General features: G+C 73.5%; 6 protein-coding genes and 2 pseudogenes. 4 read left to right on the top strand and 4 right to left on the bottom strand.

The features are described from left to right. Together Apa02nite_RS52175 and Apa02nite_RS48035 are read left to right on the top strand one after the other, a co-directional pair. Positions 1-9,043 (top strand): annotated as a pseudogene (locus Apa02nite_RS52175) (SDR family NAD(P)-dependent oxidoreductase); the annotation flags it as partial. 94 nt (positions 9,044-9,137) lie between these two features. After that, entirely contained in the window at positions 9,138-18,881 is a 9,744-nt protein-coding gene (locus Apa02nite_RS48035; RefSeq protein WP_203831113.1) for a type I polyketide synthase, read from the top strand. 266 nt (positions 18,882-19,147) lie between these two features. Here Apa02nite_RS48035 and Apa02nite_RS51775 read toward each other — a convergent pair. The 3 genes and pseudogenes from Apa02nite_RS51775 to Apa02nite_RS48045 all read right to left on the bottom strand — a co-directional run. Then, a pseudogene (locus tag Apa02nite_RS51775) lies at positions 19,148-19,675 on the bottom strand (tyrosine-type recombinase/integrase); the annotation flags it as partial. Between the two features lie 95 nt (positions 19,676-19,770). After that, entirely contained in the window at positions 19,771-20,184 is a 414-nt protein-coding gene (locus tag Apa02nite_RS48040; protein ID WP_203831114.1) for a hypothetical protein, read from the bottom strand. A 195-nt stretch (positions 20,185-20,379) separates the two neighbouring features. Then, positions 20,380-20,748 carry a hypothetical protein gene (locus Apa02nite_RS48045; RefSeq protein ID WP_239165090.1) on the bottom strand — a complete coding sequence of 123 codons (369 nt, stop codon included), beginning with the start codon at positions 20,746-20,748 and terminating at the stop codon, positions 20,380-20,382. A 182-nt stretch (positions 20,749-20,930) separates the two neighbouring features. On the opposite strand from Apa02nite_RS48045, the gene Apa02nite_RS48050 reads away from it, so the two are divergent. Continuing rightward, complete coding sequence (locus tag Apa02nite_RS48050; protein ID WP_239165091.1) at positions 20,931-21,251, top strand: ankyrin repeat domain-containing protein; 321 nt, start codon at positions 20,931-20,933, stop codon at positions 21,249-21,251. Positions 21,252-21,510: 259 nt separating this feature from the next. Here Apa02nite_RS48050 and Apa02nite_RS48055 read toward each other — a convergent pair whose 3' ends face one another. Beyond that, positions 21,511-21,732 carry a DUF397 domain-containing protein gene (locus Apa02nite_RS48055; protein ID WP_239165092.1) on the bottom strand — a complete coding sequence of 74 codons (222 nt, stop codon included), beginning with the start codon at positions 21,730-21,732 and terminating at the stop codon, positions 21,511-21,513. A 258-nt stretch (positions 21,733-21,990) separates the two neighbouring features. Here Apa02nite_RS48055 and Apa02nite_RS52180 point away from each other — a divergent pair, with 258 nt between their 5' ends. Beyond that, the gene (locus Apa02nite_RS52180) at positions 21,991-23,160 is read left to right on the top strand and encodes a helix-turn-helix domain-containing protein (protein ID WP_203831115.1); all 1,170 of its coding nucleotides are present in this window, start codon (positions 21,991-21,993) and stop codon (positions 23,158-23,160) included. The last annotated feature ends 219 nt before the right edge of the window (positions 23,161-23,379 follow it).

Raw genomic sequence — 23,379 nt, forward strand, 5'->3', positions numbered from 1 at the left:
GCAGCGGGTGATTCGCGCGGCGTTGGCAGGCGCGGGGTTGACGACCGCTGACGTGGATGCGGTCGAAGCGCACGGCACGGGCACGTCGCTCGGTGACCCGATCGAGGCGCAGGCGCTGCTGGCGACCTATGGGCAGGATCGGTCAACGCCACTGCTGCTGGGCTCGATCAAGTCGAACCTGGGCCACACCCAGGCGGCGGCCGGTGTCGCCGGGATCATCAAGATGGTTCAGGCGATGCGGCACGGCACGCTCCCGGCGACCTTGCACGCTGCCGTCCCGTCGACCCAGGTGGACTGGTCGGCGGGCGCCGTGGAGTTGCTGACCTCGGCCCGGGATTGGCCTGCGGTGGACCGGCCTCGCCGGGCTGCGGTGTCGTCGTTCGGGATCAGTGGCACCAACGCGCACGTCATCCTCGAAGGAGTCCCAGCCGTCGAGCCGGTGGCGGGGATTGACCTGCCGGTCACGCCAGTCGTGCTCAGCGGCGCCGACGAGAACGCGCTGCGCGAGCAGGCCGAACGGATCCGCAACGCGGCAGGTTCCCTCGGCGACATCGCCCGCGCGCTGTCGCGCCGCGCGCCGCTGCGTCACCGGGCGGTGGTTCTCGCCGCCGATCGCGCTGACCTCGACCGGATCCTCAGCGACGGCACCCTGCCACGCGTCGAGGCCCGCCGGACCTCGCTGGCGGTCGTCTTCACCGGCCAGGGCTCGCAGCGCCTGGAGATGGGCCGGGGTCTCTACGAGGCGTTCCCGGTCTACGCCGCCGCCTATGACGAGGTCGCGGCGCTGCTGGAGCTGCCGGAGCCGGAGGTGGAGCAGACCGTCTGGGCCCAGCCGGCGATCTTCGCCCTCGAGGTCGCCCTGCTCGCCTTGGTGCGCTCGTGGGGCATCCACCCCGACGTGGTCGCCGGCCATTCCATCGGCGAGATCGCTGCGGCCTATGCGGCCGGTGTCCTGACGCTGCGCGACGCTGCCACCCTGGTCTCCGCGCGCGGCCGTCTGATGCAGGCGCTCCCCGCTGGCGGAGCGATGCTGGCGGTGCAGGCGTCCGAGGACGAGGTCCGGGCCGCGTTCCCGGAGGTTGACATCGCGGCGGTCAACGGGCCGCGCGCGGTCGTGGTGTCCGGGGTTGAAGCGGATATGTCGCCCGTGGAAGCCCATGGTTGGAAGACGACCCGGCTGCGGACCGGCCACGCGTTCCACTCGCGGCTGATGGAGCCGATGCTCGACGACTTCCGGGCCGTGGTGGCGACGCTGACGTTCGCTGAGCCGCGCCTGGCCGTGGTCTCGACGGTCGACCCGGCCGGTGACTGGACCGATCCGGAGTACTGGGTGCGGCAGGTCCGCGAACCGGTGCGGTTTGCCGACGCCGTGACCCGGCTGAACGCCGGTCGGGTCCTGGAGCTCGGTCCGGACACCGTGCTCGCCACGCTCGTGCCCGGTGCGCTCGCCGCCCTGGGTCCCGACCGCGACGAGGCCACCACCCTGCTCACCGCCGTCGCCGCGCTGCGCCGCGACCGCGACGAGGTCACCACCCTGCTGACGGCGGTCGCCGCGCTGTTCACCGACGGCCAAGACGTCGACTGGGCCGCTGTGCTCGGCGACGGCCCCCACGCTGACCTGCCCACTTACCCGTTCCAGCACCGGCGGTTCTGGCTGGAGCCCACGCCGCCATCCGGCGACGTGACCGCCGCCGGCCTCGACGACCCGGAGCACCCGCTGCTCGCCGCCGCCGTCGAACTGCCGGGCTTCGGCGCGATGCTGTTCACCGGCACCCTGACGGCCGGCAACCCGTCCTGGCTCACCGACCACCGCGTCCACGACGCCACCGTCGTCCCCGGCACCGCGCTGCTCGAAGTGGCCCAGGCGGCCGGTGCCCGCGCCGGTACCCCGGCGGTGGAGGAACTCGTCCTGCGCGCCCCGCTCACCCTGCCGGCCACCACCCCGGTCCGGTTGCGGGTCCAGGTCGCGGCACCCGACGCCGCGTTCCGGCGCGCGCTGACCATCCACTCCCGACGCGACGACGAGCCAGGCGGCTGGACCCTGCACGCCACCGGCGCGCTCGCCGCCACCCTCGAAATCCCGGGTGACTCCCCGGACCTGTTGGTCTGGCCGCCGGCCGACGCCGACGAGCTCACCCTCGACGGCCTCTACGACGACTACGCGGCCGCGGGCCTCGGCTACGGCCCGGCCTTCCGCAACCTGCGCCGAGCCTGGCGGCGCGGCACGACGGTGTTCGCCGAGATCAGCACCGACCAGGCCACCGACGGCTACGCGGTGCACCCGGCCCTGTTCGACGCGGCGCTGCACGCGATCGGCGCCGCCGGGATGATGCCGGCCGGCGACGCCCACCTACCGTTCGCCTTCTCCGGCGTCCGCTGGGAGCGGCCCGCCGGCGCGACCGTGCGGGTGTGTCTCACGCCCGGCCCGGCCGCCGCAAGCGTCCGCCTCACGCTCGCCGACTCCTCCGGCCTGCCGGTCGCCGAGGTCGACAACCTGGTCCTTCGCCCGGCGGCAGCCGGCCGCCCGGGCGCCGCCGCGGACCGGTTGCTGTTCGGCGTCGAGTGGACGCCGCAGCCGGTCGTGCCACAGGCGGAACCGATGGTGACGATGACGCTGGGCGAGGCCCTGCCCGCACCGGCCCCGGTCCTGCTGGTCGACGCGACCGCGCCCGGCCCGGCCCGGGACCGCACCGCCGCGCTGCTGAACCTGCTGCAGACCTGGCTGCCCGACCCGCAGTGGGCCGGCTCCCGGCTGGTGATCCGCACCCTCGGCGCGGTCGGCGACCACGTCACCGACCCGGACGGTGCCGCGCTGTGGGGCCTGGCCCGCTCCACGCAGTCCGAGCACCCGGACCGGGTGCACCTGCTCGACAGCCCCGGCGACGCTTTCTACCGGGTGTCGCAGGCGCTGGTACGCGACGGCCTGGTGCGGGTGCCCCGGCTGGTCCGGACCACGACGTCCGGCACGCCGGACTTCGGGACCGGCACCGTGGTGGTCAGTGGCGCCACCGGCACGCTGGGCGGCCTGATCGCCCGCCATCTGGTGCGGGCGCACGGCGTCCGCGACCTGCTGCTGCTGTCGCGCTCCGGCCGGGACGTGGTGATCGACGGTGCCCGGGTGCGTTCGATCGTGTGCGACCTGTCCGACGCCGCGGCGGTCGCGGCCGTCCTGCGCGACGAGCCGGTGACCGCGGTCGTGCACGCCGCCGGGGTACTCGACGACGGCACCGTGGAATCACTGAACCCGGAACGCCTCGACACCGTGTTCCGCGCCAAGGTCGACGCCGCGCGCAACCTGCGCGAGGCCACGCGGGACCTGCCGCTGAGCGCGTTCGTGCTGTTCTCCTCGGCGGCGGGACTGTTCGGCAACCCGGGGCAGGCGAACTACGCCGCCGCGAATGCGTACCTCGACGCGTACGCATGCTGGTTGCGAACCGAAGGTGTACCGGCGACCTCGATGGCCTGGGGGTTGTGGGACGCCGGCATGGGTGACGGTGCCGACCTCGACCGGCTGCGCCGCGGCGGCGTGCTCGCGCTCACCGCCGAGCAGGGCCTCGCCGCCTTCGACGCGGCCCTGGGCGCCGGTCCGCTGGTCGCCCCGCTGGCGATCGACCTCGCCGCGCTGCGCAACGCGCCGAGCGTTCCGGAACTGCTGCAGGGCCTCGCTCCGGTCCGCGCCACCACCCGTACCCCGGCCTCCGGCGCGCTGGGCCGGCGGCTCGCCGCGCTCCCGGCGGCCGACCGGGACCACGCCGTGCTGGGCCTGGTCCGCGCGCAGGTCGCCGACGTGCTCGGGCACACCTCGGCCGGTCAGGTCGCGGCCGGCCGCGCCTTCACCGAGCTGGGCTTCGACTCGCTCACCGGGATCGAGCTGCGCAACCGGCTCGCCGCCGCCACCGGGCTGCGACTGCCCTCCACGCTGGTCTTCGACTATCCGACCGTCGCCGCGCTCGCCGGGCACCTGGCCGGGCAGTTCGCCGGCCCGGCCGCTGCCGACGCCGCAGCCGCGCCGGTGGCTGCCGCCCGTACCGAAGAACCGATCGTGATCGTCGGCATGGCCTGCCGCTATCCGGGCGGTGTCGCCTCGCCGGACGACCTGTGGAACCTCGTCGCCGCCGGCGGCGACGGCGTCGGTCTCTTCCCGGAGGACCGGGACTGGCCCGACGTCTACCACCCGGACCCGGACCACCCGGGTACCTCCTACACCCGGCACGGCGGATTCCTGCCCGGCGCCGCCGACTTCGACCCGGAGCTGTTCGGCATCTCGCCGCGCGAGGCCCTGGCCATGGACCCGCAGCACCGGCTGCTCCTGGAGACGTCGTGGGAGGCGTTCGAACGGGCCGGTGTCAACCCGCGGGGGCTGCACGGCTCACGGACCGGCGTGTTCGTCGGCGTCATGTACAACGACTACGGCCTGGTGCTGGACGGATCCACCGACAACACCGAGGGCTTCCTCGGCGTCAGCAACAGCGTCGCCTCGGGCCGGGTGTCCTACTCGTTCGGGCTCGAAGGCCCGGCGGTCACGGTCGACACGGCCTGCTCGTCGTCGTTGGTGGCGCTGCATCTGGCCGTGCAGGCGCTGCGCAACGGCGAGTGCGACGCGGCGCTGGCCGGTGGTGTCACGGTGATGGCGACCCCGGCGACCTTCGTCGGCTTCTCCCGGCAGCGGGGTCTCGCGGTGGACGGCCGGTGCAAGTCGTTCGCCGACGGCGCTGATGGCACCGGCTGGTCCGAGGGCGTCGGCATGCTGCTCGTGGAGCGGCTGTCGGACGCGGAGCGGCTCGGGCACCCGATCCTCGCGGTGGTGCGGGGCAGTGCGGTCAACCAGGACGGCGCGTCCAACGGGTTGACCGCGCCGAACGGGCCTTCGCAGCAGCGGGTCATCCGCGCGGCACTGCAAGCAGCTGGGCTGACCAGCGCCGACGTGGACGCGGTCGAGGCGCACGGCACCGGCACGTCGCTGGGTGACCCGATCGAGGCGCAGGCGCTGCTGGCGACCTATGGGCAGGATCGGTCAACGCCGCTGCTGCTGGGCTCGGTGAAGTCGAACCTGGGTCACACCCAGGCGGCGGCCGGTGTCGCCGGGATCATCAAGATGGTGCAGGCGATGCGGCACGGCACACTCCCGGCGACCTTGCACGCTGCCGTCCCGTCGACCCAGGTCGACTGGTCGGCCGGTGCGGTGGAACTGCTGACCTCCTCGCGGGAATGGCCTGCGGTGGAGCGGCCGCGCCGGGCGGCGGTGTCGTCGTTCGGGATCAGTGGCACCAACGCGCACGTCATCCTCGAAGCAGTCCCGGCCGTCGAGCCGGTGGCCGGAATCGAGCTGCCGGTGACGCCGATCGTGCTGACCGCGGCCGGCCCGGAAGCCCTTGATGACCTGGACGCTCTCGTCGCCGCCCGCACCGACCTGCCGCTGGGCCGGATCGCGGCGACCCTGGCCACCCGGGCCATGCTGGCGCACCGCGTGGTGCACCTCGGCGACGACGACATCCGGGGCATCGCCACCGAGGGCCGCCTCGCGATCGTGTTCACCGGCCAGGGCTCCCAGCGCCTCGCCATGGGCCGCGGTCTCTACGAGGTGTTCCCGGTCTTTGCCGCCGCGTATGACGAGGTCGCGGCGCTGCTGGAGCTGCCGGAGCCGGAGGTGGAGCAGACCGGCTGGGCGCAGCCGGCCATCTTCGCCCTGGAGGTCGCCCTGCTTGCCCTGGTGCGCTCGTGGGGCATCCGCCCGGATGTCGTCGCGGGCCATTCCATCGGCGAGATCGCGGCGGCCTATGCGGCCGGTGTCCTGACGCTGCGCGACGCTGCCACGCTGGTCTCCGCGCGGGGTCGTCTGATGCAGGCCCTGCCCGCCGGCGGGGTCATGTTGGCGGTGCAGGCGTCGGAGGACGAGGTTCGTGCCGCGTTCCCGGAGGTTGACATCGCGGCGGTCAACGGGCCGCGCGCTGTGGTCATGTCAGGTCCCTCTTCGGACATTTCACCCCTTGAAGGGTACGGGTGGAAGACGACCCGGCTGCGCACCAGCCACGCATTCCACTCCCGGCTGATGGAGCCGATGCTCGACGACTTCCGCGCCGTCGTGACGACGCTGACGTTCAGCGAGCCCCGCCTGGCCGTGGCCTCGACCGTGGAGGCCGATGGCGACTGGACCGACCCGGAGTACTGGGTGAGGCAGGTCCGCGAACCGGTGCGGTTCGCCGACGCGGTGACCCGTCTCGACGCGGCCCGGGTCCTGGAGATCGGCCCGGACACCGTGCTCGCCACCCTCGTGCCCGATGCGGTCGCCGCGCTGCGCCGGGACCGTTCCGAACCGCACACGCTGCTGCGCGCCGTCGCCGAACTGTTCGTCCGCGGCCAGCACGTCGACTGGACGGCGCTGCTCGGCCGGGCCACCGCCGACCTGCCGACCTACCCGTTCCACCACCGCCGGTTCTGGCCCCGGCCCCGTACCGGCGCCGGCGGCGACGTCACCGGGCTCGGCCTCACCGGCACCGGGCACCCCATCCTCGGTGCGGCCGCCGAGATCCCCGGCTCCGGCGTCGTGCTGTTCACCGGCTCGCTGTCGACCACCACCCACCCGTGGACGGCGGACCACACCGTGCACGGCGCCACGGTCGTCCCGGGCGCCGCCCTGGCCGAGATGGTGCTCGCCGCCGGTGCCGAGGTGGGTGCGCCGGCACTCGACGAGTTGCTGCTGCGGACCCCGCTCACCCTGCCCGGCCGGGACGCCGTCCAGCTCCGGGTCACCGTCGCCGCACCTGACGACGACGGCCGCCGCGCGGTCACCGTGCACGCCCGGAGCGGCACCGACGGCCCGTGGACTGAGCACGCCACCGGGGTCCTGTCCGCCGGCACCGGCGCCGAACTCGTCACCGTGACCGTCCCCGCCGACGCCGACGAACTCGACCTGACCGGCCTCTACCCGGCACTCGAGGCCGCCGGCCTCGGCTACGGCCCGGCCTTCCGCGGACTGCGGCGCGCCTGGCGCTCCGGCGACGACGTGTACGCCGAGGTCCAGGTGGACGCCGCACCCGACGGATTCGCGCTGCACCCGGCCCTGCTGGACAGCGCCCTGCACGCCGTTGCCGCATCCGGGCTGCTGCCCGGCGACACCGTCCAGCTGCCGTTCGCGTTCACCGGCGTACGGATCCTGACTCCCGGCGCGACCAGCCTCGTGCTGCGGCTCGCCCCGGCCGGCCCCGGCGGCGTGCGCCTGGACATCGCCGACCCGGCCGGGCTGCCGGTCGCCGCCGTCGACCGGGTCGCGCTGCGCCCACTGTCCCCGCCGGCGCCGTCCGAGCAGGCCGGCCTCTACACCGTGACCTGGCAGCCCGTTCCGGTGACCGGAACCGACCCGGCCGGATGGCACCACCTGCCGTACGGCCAGCCGCTGCCCACCCTGCCCGTCGCCCCGTCGGTGGTGCTGCTCGACGCCACCGCGCCGCCACCGGCGAGCCCGGCCGCGGTGCACCGCGCCGTGCAGACCACCCTCGCCCTGCTGAAGCAGTGGGTCACCGACCCGGCCTGGTCCGCCAGCCACCTCGTGGTGCTGACCTCCGGCGCGGTGGCCACCACCGCGGCCGACCCGCTGCCCGGGCTCACCCACGCCGCGCTGTGGGGCCTGGTCCGCGTCGCGCAGAGCGAGCACCCCGGACGGTTCACCCTGGTCGACGCGGACGGCGGCCCGGACGGGCACACGCTGGTCCCCGGCCTGGTCGCGGCGGGTATCGGCCAGGCCGCGATCCGGGCAGACGCGGTCCTGGCGCCGAGGTTCGCCCTCGCTGAGGCCGCGCCGGAACCGATCTCGCTGGGCGACGGCACGGTGGTGCTCACCGGCGCCACCGGGGCCCTCGGCGCGGCCCTGGCCCGGCACCTGGTCACCGCGCACGGCGTCAAGAGCCTGCTGCTGGTCAGCCGACGCGGTGCGGCCGCACCCGGGGCCGCCGAGCTGCTCGACGAGCTGACCGCAGCCGGTGCCGAGGTCCGGCTGGAAGCCTGCGACCTCGCCGACGCCAGCGCCGTGCGAGGCCTGCTCGCGTCGGTCGAGGTCGGCGCGGTCGTGCACGCCGCCGGCAGCACCGACGACGCGACCCTCACCTCGCTGACTCCCGAGCGGCTGGCGGGCGTGCTGGCCGCCAAGGTCGACGCTGCCGTCAACCTGCGGGCCGCCACCGCCGACCGGCAGCTCACCGCGTTCGTGCTGTTCTCCTCGGTCGCCGGGCTGCTCGGCAACCCGGGACAGGCGAACTACGCGGCCGCGAATACTTTCCTCGACGCTTACGCGAGCCGGTTGCGCGCCGACGGCGTACCCGCAATGTCGTTGGCCTGGGGTTTGTGGGACGTCGGTCTGGGCGTTGGCGCCGACCGGGACCGGATGCGCCGCGGTGGCATCGTGCCGCTGGCGACCGGGGACGCGCTCGGACTGTTCGACACCGCGCTCGGTGCCGGAGCCGCGCTGCTCGTCCCGCTCGGCGTGGATCTGCCCGCGCTGCGCCGGGCCGCCGCCGCGGGTTCGATTCCGGAGTTGTTCAGCGGTCTGGCGCCGGCCACCCGTACCCCTGCTCGGTCGGCCGCGACCGGCCGCGACCGCGCGCTGACCGCCCGCCTGGACACCCTCGCGCCCGCCGAGCGCACCCGGACGCTGCTCGGCCTGGTCCGTACCCATGCTGTTGCGGTCCTCGGCCACGCCGGGCCGGCCGACATCGGCGACGACCGGTCCTTCGGCGAGCTGGGCTTCGACTCGCTCACGGCGGTCGAGTTCCGCAACCGCCTCGCCGCCGACACCGGTCTGCGCCTGGCACCCACGCTCATCTTCGACCACCCGACGCCGCTGGCGCTCGCCACCGCGTTGCGCGACCAGCTCACCCCGGAACCGGCCGGCGACGACGCGGCACTGCTCGCCGAACTGGCCCGGCTGGAGAGCAGCCTGACGGCGAGCACCCCCTCCGAGTCCACCCGCACCTCGGTGGCGCTGCGGCTGCGGGCCCTGCTCGCCGGCTGGGCCGGTGCCGAAGCCACTACCGGCGCCGAAGCGACGGCCGACACCGACATCGCCGACGCCGACGACGACGAACTGTTCAGCCTGCTCGACAACGAGCTCGGCGCGAACTGACCCCCTGCGACCCGAGGAAGACATGGACACCGAAGCGAAGCTGCGCGACTACCTCAAGCGGGCCACCACCGACCTGCGGCAGGCCCGCCGCGACCTGCTCGACGTCCAGGAGAAGGCCACCGAGCCGGTGGCCATCGTCGGCATGGCCTGCCGCTACCCCGGCGGCGTGCGCACACCCGAGCAGCTCGGCGACCTGCTGGACGCCGGCCGGGACGCCATCACCGGTTTTCCCGGCGACCGCGGCTGGGACGTCGCCGACGGCGACTTCGCCCTGCAGGGCGGCTTCCTCGACGACGCGGGCTCGTTCGACCCCGCGGTGTTCGGCATCTCTCCGCGCGAGGCGCTGGCCATGGACCCGCAGCAGCGGCTGCTGCTGGAGTGCGCGTGGGAGGCGTTCGAGCGGGCCGGGCTGGACCCGCTCGGCGTCAAGGGCACCCGGACCGGGGTGTTCGCCGGCGTCATGTACCACGACTACGCCGCGCAGCTGAGCACGCTGCCCGAGGGCGTCGAGGGCTACCTGGCGACCGGCACGTCCGGCAGCGTCGTCTCCGGGCGGGTCGCGTACACCTTCGGCCTCGAGGGCCCGGCGCTGACCATCGACACGGCCTGCTCGTCGTCGCTGGTCGCCCTGCACCTCGCGGTGCAGGCGCTGCGCCGCGGCGAGTGCAGCATGGCCCTGGCCGCCGGCGTCACCGTGATGGCCAGCCCCAGCACGTTCGTCGAGTTCGCCCGCCAGGGTGGCCTGGCCGGCGACGGGCGCTGCAAGCCGTTCGCCGCCGCGGCCGACGGCACCGGCTGGTCCGAAGGCGCCGGCCTGCTGCTGGTCGAGCGCCTCTCCGACGCCGAACGCCTCGGCCACCCGATCCTCGCGGTGATCCGCGGCAGCGCGGTCAACCAGGACGGCGCGTCCAACGGCCTCACCGCACCGAACGGCCCCTCCCAGCAGCGGGTCATCCGCGACGCCCTCGCTGACGCCGGGCTCACCCCGGACCAGGTGGACGCGGTCGAGGCGCACGGCACCGGCACCCGGCTCGGCGACCCGATCGAGGCGCAGGCACTGCTCGCCGCGTACGGCCGGGACCGTACGACCCCGCTGCGGCTCGGTTCGCTCAAGTCCAACCTGGGCCACACCCAGGCCGCGGCCGGTGTCGGCGGCATCATCAAGCTGGTCGAGGCGCTGCGCCGCGGCGTGCTGCCCCGCACCCTGCACGTCGACGCGCCGTCCCCGCACATCGACTGGTCCACCGGCGCCCTGCAACTGCTCACCGAGGCGAGCCCGTGGCCGACCGGCGAGACACCGCGCCGCGCCGCGGTGTCCTCGTTCGGATTCAGCGGCACCAACGCCCACATCGTCATCGAGGAGCCGCCGGCCACGGTGTCCACCCCGGACGCCGGCGACGACCTCACCCCGGTGGTCCCGCTGCCGCTCGCCGGTGCGGACCAGCAGGGACTCGCCGCTCAGGCCGCCTCGGTACGCGAGCACCTGGCCACCACCGGCGCCCCGCTCGCCGACCTCGCCGCCACCCTCGCCACCCGCGCGGGCCTGCCGTCGCGGGCGGTCGCCTGGGACGCCGCCGGCCTCGACGCGGTGGCCGCCGGCCTCGGCCCGGTCGCCGGATCACCCTTGGGCAGCACCGACGTCGTGTTCGTCTACCCGGGCCAGGGCGGTCAGTGGCTGCACATGGCGGCCGGCCTGCTGGACACCCCGGCGTTCGCCGACCGGCTGCGCGAGTGCGACCAGGCCCTCGCCCCGCTCACCGGCTTCTCGGTCGAGCAGGTGCTGCGCGGCACCGACGAGTGGCTGACCCGCGTCGAGGTGGTCCAGCCGGTGCTCTGGGCGGTCGGCGTGGCCCTGACCGCGTGGTGGGAGTCCTTCGGTGTGGTGCCCGCCGCCGTCCTCGGGCACTCCCAGGGCGAGGTGGCCGCCGCCGTGGCGGCCGGCGCGCTGTCGGTGCGCGACGGCGCCCGGGTGGTCGCCGCCCGGTCCCGCGCCCTGGTCGACCTCGACGGCACCGGTGGCATGGCGTCCATCGGCGCTCCCGCCGACGAGGTCGAGTCCTGGCTGGCCGCCGAGCAGCCGGGCCTGGTCGTGGCCGCGGTCAACTCGCCGGACCAGGTCGTGGTGGCCGGTGAGCGCCCGGCCCTGGAATCGTTCGTGGCCTGGTGCGACGCGCGCGGCGTGCGGGCCCGGCTGGTCGAGGTCGGCTACGCGTCGCACTCACCGCGCGTCGAGCCGGTGCACGACGCCGTGCTGGCCGGGCTGACCGGCGTGCGCGGCGCGACACCGCGGATCCCGTGGTACTCCACCGTCACCGGCGAGCAGGTCACCGAGGCGGTGGGCCCGGAGTACTGGTGGTCCAACCTGCGCGAGCCGGTCCGGTTCGCGCCGGTGGTGCGGCAGCTGGCCGAGGACGGCTTCCGGCTGTTCGCCGAGGTGTCCGGGCACCCGGTGCTGACCCTCGCGCTCGAGCAGTGCGCCCCCGGCGCCGGGGTGTGGGGCACGCTGCGCCGCGGCGAGGACGGTCCGGCCGCGCGGATCCGTGCGCTCGGTGAAGCATGGGTACGCGGCTCCACGGTCGACTGGCGCGCCTGGCCCGTCCGCGGCCGCTGGCTGGCCGGGTTGCCCACCTATCCGTTCCAGCGGCAGCACTTCTGGCTGACCTCCGCGCCCGGCGCCGGGGACCTCACCGAGGCAGGCCTGGACGGCACCGGCCATCCGCTGCTCGCCGCCGCGGTCCTGCTGCCGGACTCGGGCACCGTGGTGTTCACCGGGCACGTGTCGCGGCGTACCCATGCCTGGCTGACCGACCACGAGGTGCTCGGCTCGGTGCTGGTGCCGGGCGCGGCGCTGGCCGACCTGGCACTGGCGGCGGGGGAGTGGACCGGCGCGCCGCACGTCGAGGAGCTGCTGTTGCAGGCGCCGCTGGCGCTGCCCGAGACCGGCGGCGCCGACCTGCGGGTCACGGTGACCGAACCGGAGCCGGGCACCGTCCGGCGTACCGTCACCATCCACTCGCGGGCCGCCACCCCGACCTCGACGGATGGCCAGTGGACACTGCATGCCACCGGCACCCTGCGCCCGGCCGACCCGGCAGCCGCGCCAGCTGACCTGCCGTGGCCGCCCGCCGACGCCGAGCCGGTCGACGCCGCCGCCCTCTACGCCGCGCTGGCCGGCACCGGCCTCGCCTACGGCCCGGCCTTCCAGTGCCTGCGCCGGGCCTGGCGCCGCGACGGCGAGATCCTCGCCGAGATCACCCTGCCCGAGGGCCTCGACACCGACGGCTACGGCGTGCACCCCGCCCTGTTCGACGCCTGCCTGCACGCGCTGGCCGCCGGCGGCCTGGTGTCCGGCGACGATGCCCTCCTCCCGTTCGCCTTCCGCGACCTGCGTCTGCACGCCGTCGGCGCGGCAGAGCTGCGCGTGCGCCTCACGCCCGCCGAGGGGACCGACACCGTCCGGCTCACCGCGGCCGACAGCACCGGCAGCCCGGTCCTCACCATCGAGGCCCTCACGGTCCGCCCGGTCACCTCCGATCGCCTCGGCGCCGCGCCCGCCCTGCCCCTCTACACCCTGACCTGGGCCGACACCGGCACACCGGCCGCGGCATCGACCCCGCTGCCGGTCATGACCCCGACGTCGCACACTAGCCTCCTAGGAAGCCTTGTCGGGCGTGACGACGACGTCATCGTGCTGGACTGCGCCGACGCCGGGCTCGCCGACGCCGCGGCCGTGCGTGACCTGACCGCCCGGGTGCTGGACGTCCTGCAGCGCTTCCTTGCCGACGACGGCGGCCACCTGGTCGTCCGCACCGACGGGGCCGTCGCGGCCGCCGCCGGCGACACCGTCGGTGACCTGGCCGCCGCCGCGGTCTGGGGGCTGGTCCGCTCGGCGCAGAGCGAGCATCCCGGCCGGCTCACCCTCGCCGATACCCCGGCCCTGGACCTGATCCCCGCGGTGCTCGCCACCGGCCACCCCCAGGTTGCCGTCCGCGATGGCCGGATCCTGGTCCCGCGCGTCGCCCGTGACGCCACCGCGCCGGACGGCGCGCTGCCCGACCTGACCGGCGGCACCGTCGTGGTCACCGGCGCCACCGGCACCCTGGGCCGCCTGGTCACCCGCCACCTGGTGGCGGCACACGGCGTCCGCGACCTGCTGCTGCTGTCCCGCTCCGGCGGGGGAGAGGCGCCCGACGGCGTCGACGTGCGCATGGTCGCCTGCGACGTCACCGACCGCGCCGCCCTCGACGCCGCACTGGCCGGCCTGACCGTCAGCGCCGTGGTCCACACCGCCGGGGTGCTCGACGACGCGCTGCTGGCCGACCTCACCCCCGACCGTCTGGACGCCGTGCTGCGCCCCAAGGTCGACGCCGCCTGGAACCTGCACGACGCCACCGCCGGTCACCCGGTCGCCGCGTTCCTGCTGTTCTCCTCGGCCGCCGGGCTGCTCGGCAACGCCGGGCAGGCCAACTACGCCGCCGCCAACGCGTTCACCGACGCGTTCGCCGCGTTCCGCCACGCCCACGGGCTCCCGGCCACCTCACTCGCCTGGGGTCTGTGGGAGACCGACGCGGGGATGGCCGGCAGCCTCACTGACGCCGACCGGCGGCGGCTGCGGCGCGGCGGGGTGCTGCCGCTGACACCCGAGCAGGGGCTCGCGCTGTTCGACGCGTCCCTGCGTACCGGTGCCGCGCTGACCGTCCCGTTGGCGTTGAGCCTGCCCGCGCTGCGGGCCACCGCGGAGAGCGGACTGCTGCCGCCGGTGCTGTCCGGGCTGGTTCGTACCGGGCTGCGGCGGGCCGCGACGGCCGCCGACCCGGGTGCTTTCGCACAGCGGCTCGCCGGGCTGACCGGCGCCGAGCGGGAACAGACCGCGGTGGAGCTGGTGCGTGGCACGGTCGCCGCGGTGCTCGGCTTCGCCTCCGGCAGCGCGATCGACGGCAACCGGGCGCTGCGTGACCTCGGCTTCGACTCGCTGACCGCGGTCGAGCTGCGTAACCGGCTGCAGCTGGCCACCGGCCTGACCCTGCCGGCGACGCTGGCCTTCGACTACCCGAACGCCCGGGCGATCGCGCTGTTCCTGCTGGACCGGGCGCTGGGCGCGGCCGCAGCGGCGCCGGTCGTGGCGGCGGTCGCGGGCCGGGCCGACGAGCCGATCGCGGTGATCGGGATGGCCTGCCGATTCCCCGGCGGGGTCCGGTCGCCGGAGGAGCTGTGGCAGTTGCTCGACGGCGAGGTGGACGCCATCTCCGGGTTCCCCACCGACCGGGGCTGGGATCTCAGCGCCACCGGCTTCACCCGGCAGGGCGGGTTCCTCTACGACGCCGGTGAGTTCGACGCCGGGCTGTTCGGCATCTCCCCGCGTGAGGCGCTGGCCATGGACCCGCAGCAGCGGCTGCTGCTGGAGATCTCCTGGGAGGCGTTCGAGCGGGCCGGTCTCGACCCGCTGGGTCAGCGCGGCACCCGCGCCGGGGTGTTCGCGGGCCTGATGTACCACGACTACGGCACCGCGCTGACCACGCTGCCGGCCGGTGTCGAGGGCTACCGGGCCACCGGGGTGTCCGGCAGCGTGGTGTCGGGCCGCGTCGCGTACGTCTTCGGCCTGGAAGGTCCGGCCCTGACGATCGACACCGCCTGCTCGTCGTCGCTGGTCACGCTGCACCTGGCCGCCGAGTCGCTGCGCCGCGGCGAGTGCGACATCGCGCTGGCCGGCGGTGTCTCGGTGATGGCGAACCCCGGCACGTTCGTGGAGGTCGCCCGGCAGGGCGGATCGGCCGCCGACGGCCGGTGCAAGCCGTTCTCCGCGGCCGCCGACGGCGCGACCTGGTCGGAGGGCGCCGGGGTGCTGCTGGTGGAGCGGCTATCCGACGCGCAGCGGCTCGGCCACCCGATCCTGGCAGTGATGCGCGGCAGCGCGGTCAACTCCGACGGCGCGTCCAACGGGCTGACCGCGCCGAACGGGCCGTCGCAGCAGCGGGTCATCCGGTCGGCGCTGGCGAGCGCCGGGCTCACCCCGCAGGACGTGGACGCGGTCGAGGCGCACGGCACCGGCACCACGCTCGGCGACCCGATCGAGGCGCAGGCGCTGCTGGCCGCGTACGGGCAGGACCGCACCGAGCCGTTGCTGCTGGGCAGCGTCAAGTCGAACCTGGGCCACACCCAGGCCGCCGCCGGTGTCGCTGGGCTGATCAAGATGATTCTGGCGCTCGGGCACGGCAGCCTGCCGCGCAGTCTGCACATCGACGCGCCGTCGCCGCACATCGACTGGAGTTCCGGTGCCGTCGAGCTGCTGACCTCGGCGCGGGACTGGCCCGCGGTGGACCGGCCGCGCCGGGCCGGCGTCTCCTCGTTCGGGATCAGCGGCACCAACGCGCACGTCATCCTCGAGCAGGCGCCGCCGGTCGCTGAGGTCCCGGAGAACCCGTCGCTGCCGGTGGTGCCGCTGCTGCTCTCCGGCCGCGACGGTGCCGCGCTGGCCGGGCAGGCCCGCCGACTGGACACCTACCTGCGTGAGGTTTCCGGCGTACCGGTCACCGATGTGGCGCACACCCTCGCCGGGCGGGCCCGGCTGGAGCACCGCGCGGTCGCGCTGGACCCGGCCGGGGTCGGCGCTCTCGCGGACGGGCGCCCGTCGGCCGCCGTGGTCACCGGCGTGGCCGGCCCGCCCGGCGGTGTGGTGTTCGTCTTCCCCGGTCAGGGCAGCCAGTGGGCGGGCATGGCCGCCGGGCTGCTCGACCGGTCAACGGCCTTCACCGAGCGCTTGCGCGCCTGCGACGCAGCCCTCGGCCAGCACCTGGACTACTCGGTGGAAGCGGTGCTGCGGCAGCACCCGCAAGCCCCGGACCTGGACCGGCTCGACGTGGTGCAGCCGGTGCTGTTCGCCGTGATGGTGTCGCTGGCCGCCTGGTGGGCGCAGCACGGCGTCACCCCGGCCGCGGTCGTCGGGCACTCCCAGGGTGAGATCGCGGCGGCCTGCGTCGCGGGTGCGCTGAGCCTCGATGACGCGGCCCGCATCGTCGCGCTGCGCAGCCGGGAGATGATGAGCATCGCCGGGGCCGGTGCGATGCTCTCGGTCGCCGCCGCCGAGGCCGACGTGGCCGCCCTGATCGCGGCACTGGGCATCGGCGGGCTGGAGATCGCGGCGGTCAACGGGCCGGCCGCGGTCATCGTCGCCGGGGACACCACGGGCGTCGACGCGCTCGCCGCCGCCTGTGAGGCCGGCGGGGTCCGGGCCCGGCGTATCAAGGCCAGCGCGGCCGGGCACACCGCCCAGGTCGACGTGCTGCGCGAGCGGGTCCTGGAGTTGCTGGCCCCGGTCCGCGCCGGTACCGCCCGGATCCCGTGGTACTCCACCGTGGCCGCCGAGCCGTGGACCCTCGCCGACGGCGCCGGCTACTGGTACGACAACATGCGCCGCCCGGTGCGTTTCGCCGCCGCGGTGCAGCGCCTGCTCGCCGACGGCTACCGGCACTTCCTCGAGGTCAGCCCGCACCCGGTGCTCACCGCCGGGCTGCAGGACGTCGCCGCCGCCGAAGCCGCGACGGTCGCCGCCACCGGCACGCTGCGCCGCGACGAGGACGGCCCCGAGCGGGAGATCCGGGCGCTCGCCGAGGCCTGGACCGGTGGTGTCCCGGTGGACTGGTCGGCGGTGCTACCCGGCCGCCGCTACGCGCCGGGCGTGCCCACCTACGCCTTCCAGCACCAGCACTACTGGCTGGTCGACGCGCCCGGCGCGGCCGGTGCGGGCGAGGACGGCGACTTCTGGGCCGCGGTCGACGCCGACGATCCGGCCCTGCTCGCGCGGACCCTCGGCGTCGCCGCGGACGTCCTCGAATCGGTGCTGCCGGCCCTGGCGGGCTGGCGGCGCACCCGCCGGGAACGCTCGCAGGTCGACGACTGGCGCTTCCGCATCGCCTTCACACCACTGCCGGAGCCCGAGCCGGCCCGGCTCAGCGGTACCTGGCTGGTGCTGCACGCGGCGGGGAGCGGCGCAGGGGAGGTGCCGCGCCTGCTGGCCGCGGCGGGAGCGCAGGTCGAGACGGGTACGGACGTCGCCGCGCTGAGCGCCGGTCCCTGGGCCGGTGTCGTCTCCCTGCTGGCGATGGGTGACGACGACGAGGCGGTGCTCGGCACGCTCGCGTTGATGCGGGAGTACGGCGGTACACCGGCCCCGCTGTGGATCCTGACCCAGGGCGGGGTCGCCGCGCTGCCCGGCGATCCGCCGTCGCGCCTCGCTCCGGCGCAGGTCTGGGCGCTGGCCCGCACGTTCGCGCTGGAGCACCCGGAGTCCTGGGGCGGTGTGCTGGACCTGCCGGTGACCGTGGATGACCGTGCCGCCGCCCGGATCGTGGCGGTGCTGGCCGGACTGGCCGGCGAGGACCAGGTCGCGGTGCGGTCCACCGGCGTGCTGGCCCGCCGGCTGCTGCCCGCGCCGGCCGCTGCCGGAACGCCGCTGTGGGAGCCGCACGGTACGGTGCTGATCACCGGCGGTACCGGTGCGCTGGGCGCCCACGTGGCGCGCTGGGCGGCGAGTTCCGGCGCCGGGCACGTGGTGCTCACCAGCCGTCGCGGCGAGGACGCGCCGGGAGCGCGCGAGCTGGCCGAGCAGTTGAGCGCCACCGGCGTACGCGTGACGATCGCGGCCTGTGACACCGCGGACCGTGACCAAGTCGCCAAGCTGCTGGCCGATCTGCCGGAACCGGTCACCGCACTGATCCACGCGGCCGGCACCCTGGCCCCGCTGCTGCTGGCCGACTCGTCCGCGGAGGACCTCGACTTCGTCCGGGCCGGCAAGGTCGACGGCGCGGTACACCTGCTGGAGCTGCTCGACCCGGCACACCTGGAACAGGTCGTGCTGTTCTCGTCCAACGCCGGGGTCTGGGGCAGCGCCCGGCAGGGCGTCTACGGCGCCGCCAACGCCGCCCTCGACGCGCTCGCCGAGCAGGCGCGCCACCGCGGTCTGCCGGTCACCTCGGTCGCGTGGGGGCTGTGGGACGGCGGCGGGATGGCCGGCGACACCGGCGGCGAGGACTACATGCGCAAGCGGGGATTCCGCGCGATGGCACCGGAGGCGGCGATCCTCGCGATGCGTCAGGCGGCCGGCGCCGGGGACACCTTCCTGGCGGTCGCGGACGTCGACTGGGCCACGTTCGCGCCGGCCTTCGCGTTCGCCCGGTCCCGCCCGCTGATCGCCGACCTGCCGGCCGTGCGGGCCCTCGCGGCCACCGCCGAGCAACCGCCCGCCGCCGACGCCGGCGCTGCCGTGCGCGGGCAGTTGGCGGCCGCACCGGCACACCAGCACGAGCAGATCGTGCTGGACCTGGTCCGCGCGCACGCCGCGGCTGTGCTCGGCCATGACGGCCCCGACGCGGTCGACGCCCGCCGCCCGTTCAAGGAGTTCGGCTTTGACTCGCTGACCGCCGTGGACCTGCGCAACCGGCTGAGCGCCGCGACCGGCATCGCGCTGCCGGCCACCCTGGTCTTCGACCATCCGACCCCGGTGGCGGTCGCCCGGCTGCTGCAGGACCAGCTGTCCGGCTCCGGCACGGCCGGCCCGGAGACCGTGCTGGCCACCCTGGACCAGCTCAGCGCCGCCCTGACCGCCACGGCCGACGACACGGCGCTGCGGCTGCGGGTCGGCATGCGGCTGCGTGCCTTGCTCGACGACCTGGACGACCGCAGCGACCAGGCACCGGACTCGGTCAGCGAGCGCCTGGAGTCGGCCAGCGCCGACGACGTCTTCCGCTTCATCGACGAGCTCGGCGTCTGACCCCGGCCGCAGCCATCCCCACGCGGCACCGCCTCGCCCGATCTCGGTCGGCGAGGCGGGAGGGGAGCCGCGATGCCGCTTTCATAGCCTTCGCCCGGTGGGGTTGAAGTCCACCACATGTAGGTCGACGGTTCGATTCCGTCAGGCGGCTCAGAGTACGGCCCCTGACCAGGGTTCAAGCTGGTCAGGGGCCGTACTTTGCGGTGCGGTTGTGAACTACCCCGAAAATCCTTCACTGACCGCTGGCGGCGATCGAGCCTTTCAAAGATGGCGGGCTTTTCGATGTAGTACTTCTTACTGATCGCCTTGTCACCGTGCCCAAGTCGAGCGGCTAGGACCTCCGCGTTGACCTCGTTGCCGATGAGCGTGGCGATGGTCTTGCGGAAGGTGTGCGGCTTCACCTACTCCAAGCCGGCCTCGGCGCGGGCCCGACGCCTCTGCCCTCTGACGTTCTGCGGAGACAATCAGATGCCGCGCCGGGACGCGAAGATCGCATCGTATGGGTTGTCGGGGCAGAGACCTTCCGAGCCAGGGCTATGGCCACGGCGAACCGGGGTGGGACGAGCTTCCGGAATCCGGCATCGCTTTTGGTCCGCTCCTGCCGAAAGAACCCCTTGCCCCGGACATAGGCGATCGTGCCGCAGATGGTCACCGTCGCGTGTTCAGCAGCAAGACCGAGGGCTTCCCACCGCAAGGCCAGGATCTCGCCGATGCGGGCACCGGTGGCCAGCATGAGGTCGACGATGGCGACCAGGCCCCAGGCGGGGCGTCGGCTGCTGCCAGTCCTGGATAGCCCTCAGCCTCCAACAGGCTGCCGCTCGATCTCGTCCGAAGGCAACACTCCGAACTTCGCGTTATCAGCGGCAGAAGAGGATGGATGATCTTGGAGTTAGTCCCAGTAGTTGAAAAGGCCCTCGCCTAACGTTTGGGGTTGCCCGTGGCGCATGTCGTATTGGCTGACCCCAGGCCACTTCGCTTTATCGATCGGTCCGTCCAACTCAGCGGCGGTCAGCAGGCGGAATCCCGGCGCCACCTCCAACGCGGCTGCCAGGTCGGGAAGGTCGACGAAAGTCAGCGGACCCGCTTCACGCTCGGGCGTGAACCCGATGACGCGGGGAACGGCGAGCGCCATAAGCGGGGCGTCGCGGACGCAGACCACCGCGACGTTTCGGCTTGAGTAGGTGATGATCGCCTGGTGGAAGTTCGGCGTTGGCTCGCCGCTGATCCGGAACTCGGTCAGCTCGCCGGCGGTTCGTCGCGCGGCCTCGTAACAGGCGCGGCGAAACGCCTTCAAGTCGATCACGACGGCCAACCCTACGTGCCCGCGCACCAAGCCGCGAACACCTACGACTTCGGCAGGTACGCATCGCGTCTGGCAACCCCCGCGAACGCCAGGTTGGCGCAGTCGTACGGAGCATGACGGCATCGCGGTCGCCGCGCACGGTCGGCGGCATGAGAGTGCGGCGGTCGAACGGGGGCGAAGTGTGGTGACACCGAATTACCAGTCACGCCACTCGCCAGCGGCCTCCTGGACTCCACGTCGTTCAAGCAGTGCTTTAACGTCGATCCCGGCATCAGCAAGTACCTCCTCGATGTACTCGGTCAACTCCTCCCGCGTCATGGTTTCGATGTGCTGCTCGAAGGCCGTATCAACGCCGTTGAGCGCGACAACGACTCGTTCGACCGCAGGCCATGCCGCATCGTCGGTCGGAGGATCCAGATTTGCGATCTCGTCTTCGTAGGTCTGCAGGGCAGAGTCAACCGCCGCGACAAACGCCGGAGGGAAGAAAGTGAAGGCATACGCGTCGGCCGCCGACAGTGTCCCGCCGTCGACCGCGGCCTCTGCTCGGCTACCTCGAGCCGCCACCGACTGGTCACACGTTCGATCATGGTGGCAGCGTCGATCGGAACCTGCAGGGAAGGCCGATGTGCAGCAAGGATCGCGGCAGTTGAGTGCCCCGGCAGAAAAGGCCGTCTAATCAGTTGCCAATATGGTCGGACATGTATTTTGCGTAGGTTGAGATCCATTAGTTATCGAATAGGGGAAGCATGAAGGACGATTACATCATTCACTCGATGGTGGAGATGGAGGAACTGGATGACTTGCGCAAGGAGATCGAAAGCGGTATCGACGTCGAGGTCGTGCACGGTGGGCTTTCACTGCTCCAGCACGCTTTGGACGTCGAGATCGCAGGGATCCGAGCAGGCAATGGTTCGCACGTTGATGTGACTGCCCTGCTGCTGTCCGCAGGCGCCGATCCCTTCCGCAAGGTTGGCCGGGAAAACCAGAGCGCACTTGAGATGGCCGAGGAGGAAGGCCATTGGCTCGCAGCGGCCCTTTTTCGGGCTTGGGGACAACGCCCTGCCTAATGCGTTGAATTCACTCTTCTCGGCACAAGAGCAAGCCCGACACCATCTTGTCGGCTTGTCCCGAATGCCCGGGGAGCCTGAATATCACTCCTGGTGACTCGAAGATGCGGTCAGCAGTGTCTGATGATGTTGGCTGGGTCACGGTCGTCTCGGAGCATCGAGGTCTGCTGGCTGGCTGAGGCCGTTGACGTGACCACGAACCGGGCAACGGAATGACCACCGCTGGGACTGCCAGAGCACGGCAACGCTTCTGGGTGATCTAGGGGAGGTGCTCCTCCCGCACTCCCGCGACGAACGCGGCGCGCTCGCTCGGAGTGAAGAACAGGGTCGAGCCGTTCGGGTCCTTGCTGTCGCGCAGCGCGAAGCCGCCGTCGGGCAGGTCGGCGACCTCCACGCAGTCGCTTCCGCTGCCGGACGAACGGCTGCCCTTGCGCCAGGCCAGCTCGCTCTGGTTGATGTGGCCGTAGCCCTTGTCTTCCATTACTTCACCTCCTCGGCTGCCGCCCTGATCAGCTCCAGCGACTCCTGGTGTGGTGCGGCCTTTCCCAGCATTAGCTCGACCGCGGCTCGGCGGCGAATGCTCGAGCGGATGGAGAAGCGGCGGAGCGGGGACGTGCGGAACGCTCGGGGCGGGTCGTAACGCCCAGGGGTGAACGTCGTTGGCAGGGCGTACCGTCGATGTTGGCGGCCGGACTCCAACCGGATCGGCCGCCCCCTGACCGGCTAACAGGGGGACGACATGAACGCGGCATTCGCCGGCGAACTCCGTCGACTCCGTGAACTCAGCGGGCTGTCCTATCGGCAGCTCGCCAGTCTCTCCACGGTTAGCCACACGCAGATCAGCGACCTGGAGCATGCCCGGCGCCGCCCCACACCCGATATCGCCCGGGCGCTGGACGAGGCGCTGCACGCCTGCGGCCGGCTCACCGCGACGCTGCGTACCCCTGCCCCTGACGACGTCGAGGGTGAGCTGGAGGCGATCGAGCTGGCGCAACGTTCAGCCGCCTCGGACGTCAGTGATGGCACGCTGAACCGGCTGGAGCGAGCCTTCGACGAAACGGCGAGGGGGTACGCCACCGTTCCGCCTGCTGACCTGTTGCCCCGGGTGCGTCGCCACCTGCGCTACGTCGAGCAGCTTCTCGCCGGGCGGGCCATGCTTGGCCAGCGCCGGCGGCTGCTGGTGGTCGGCGGTTGGCTGTCGCTGCTGCGCGCCACGCTTCACATCGACCTGCAGCAGCGAGCGGCCGCCGAGGCGTACCTGAGCACGGCGGCCGAGTTGTCCCGGCAGTCCGCGCACGCGGAGATCGCCGCGTGGTGTCTGGAGACGCAGGCGTGGGACTGGCTGACGCGCGGTGACTTCCGCCGGGCCGTCGAGCTTTCTCAGCATGCGCAGGCCATCGCTCCGGTGGACGGGTCGGCGATCGTGCAGGCGACCGCGCAGGAGGGGCGGGCGTGGGCGCGGCTCGGCGATGCGCAGGCGACCCGGGATGCGCTGGGCCGAGTGGAGCGCATGGCGGAGCATCGGGAGATGCCGGAGCATCCGGAGCACCACTACCGATACGACCCGGCCAAGGCGCACAGCTACGCGGCGACGACGCTGGCGTGGGTGGGAGATCCGGCGGCCGAACAGGTCGCGCGGGACGTGATCACCGAGCTGGAGGCGGAGGGCGCCCGGCCGCGGCGGATCGCGTCGGCCCGGCTCGACCTCGGCCTGGCGCTGCTGGCCGGGAAGCCGCGGCCGGAGGATGCGGCGCAGGAGGCCCGGGTGGCGATGCGGTCGGGCCGGATCGTGCCATCTAACTGGTGGCGGGTGGTTGAGGTGGTCGAAGGCGTGGCCGCGAGCGGCGTGCCGGAGGCGGGTGACCTGCGGGAGGAGTGCGAGGCGCTGGGGCCGGCCGGCGAGGGCTGACCCTGCTGTACGCAGGTCTGCGTACGTCCCCCTGCCTGCTGCGTACACCCACCTTCTCCACCACGCGTGATCGTTCCGTAACGATCGGATCAGCGACGGCCTACCGGCCGTGCTGACCCCGCGGAGCGGTTCAGGTGTGGAGGCGATGACGATGCACGAGCGCCGGCGATTTCTCGGTCTGATACCGCTGCGCGGCTGTAGATGCTAGTGCCGCGTACG

Source organism: Actinoplanes palleronii, from assembly GCF_016862315.1.
GTDB classification, from domain to species: Bacteria; Actinomycetota; Actinomycetes; order Mycobacteriales; family Micromonosporaceae; genus Actinoplanes; species Actinoplanes palleronii.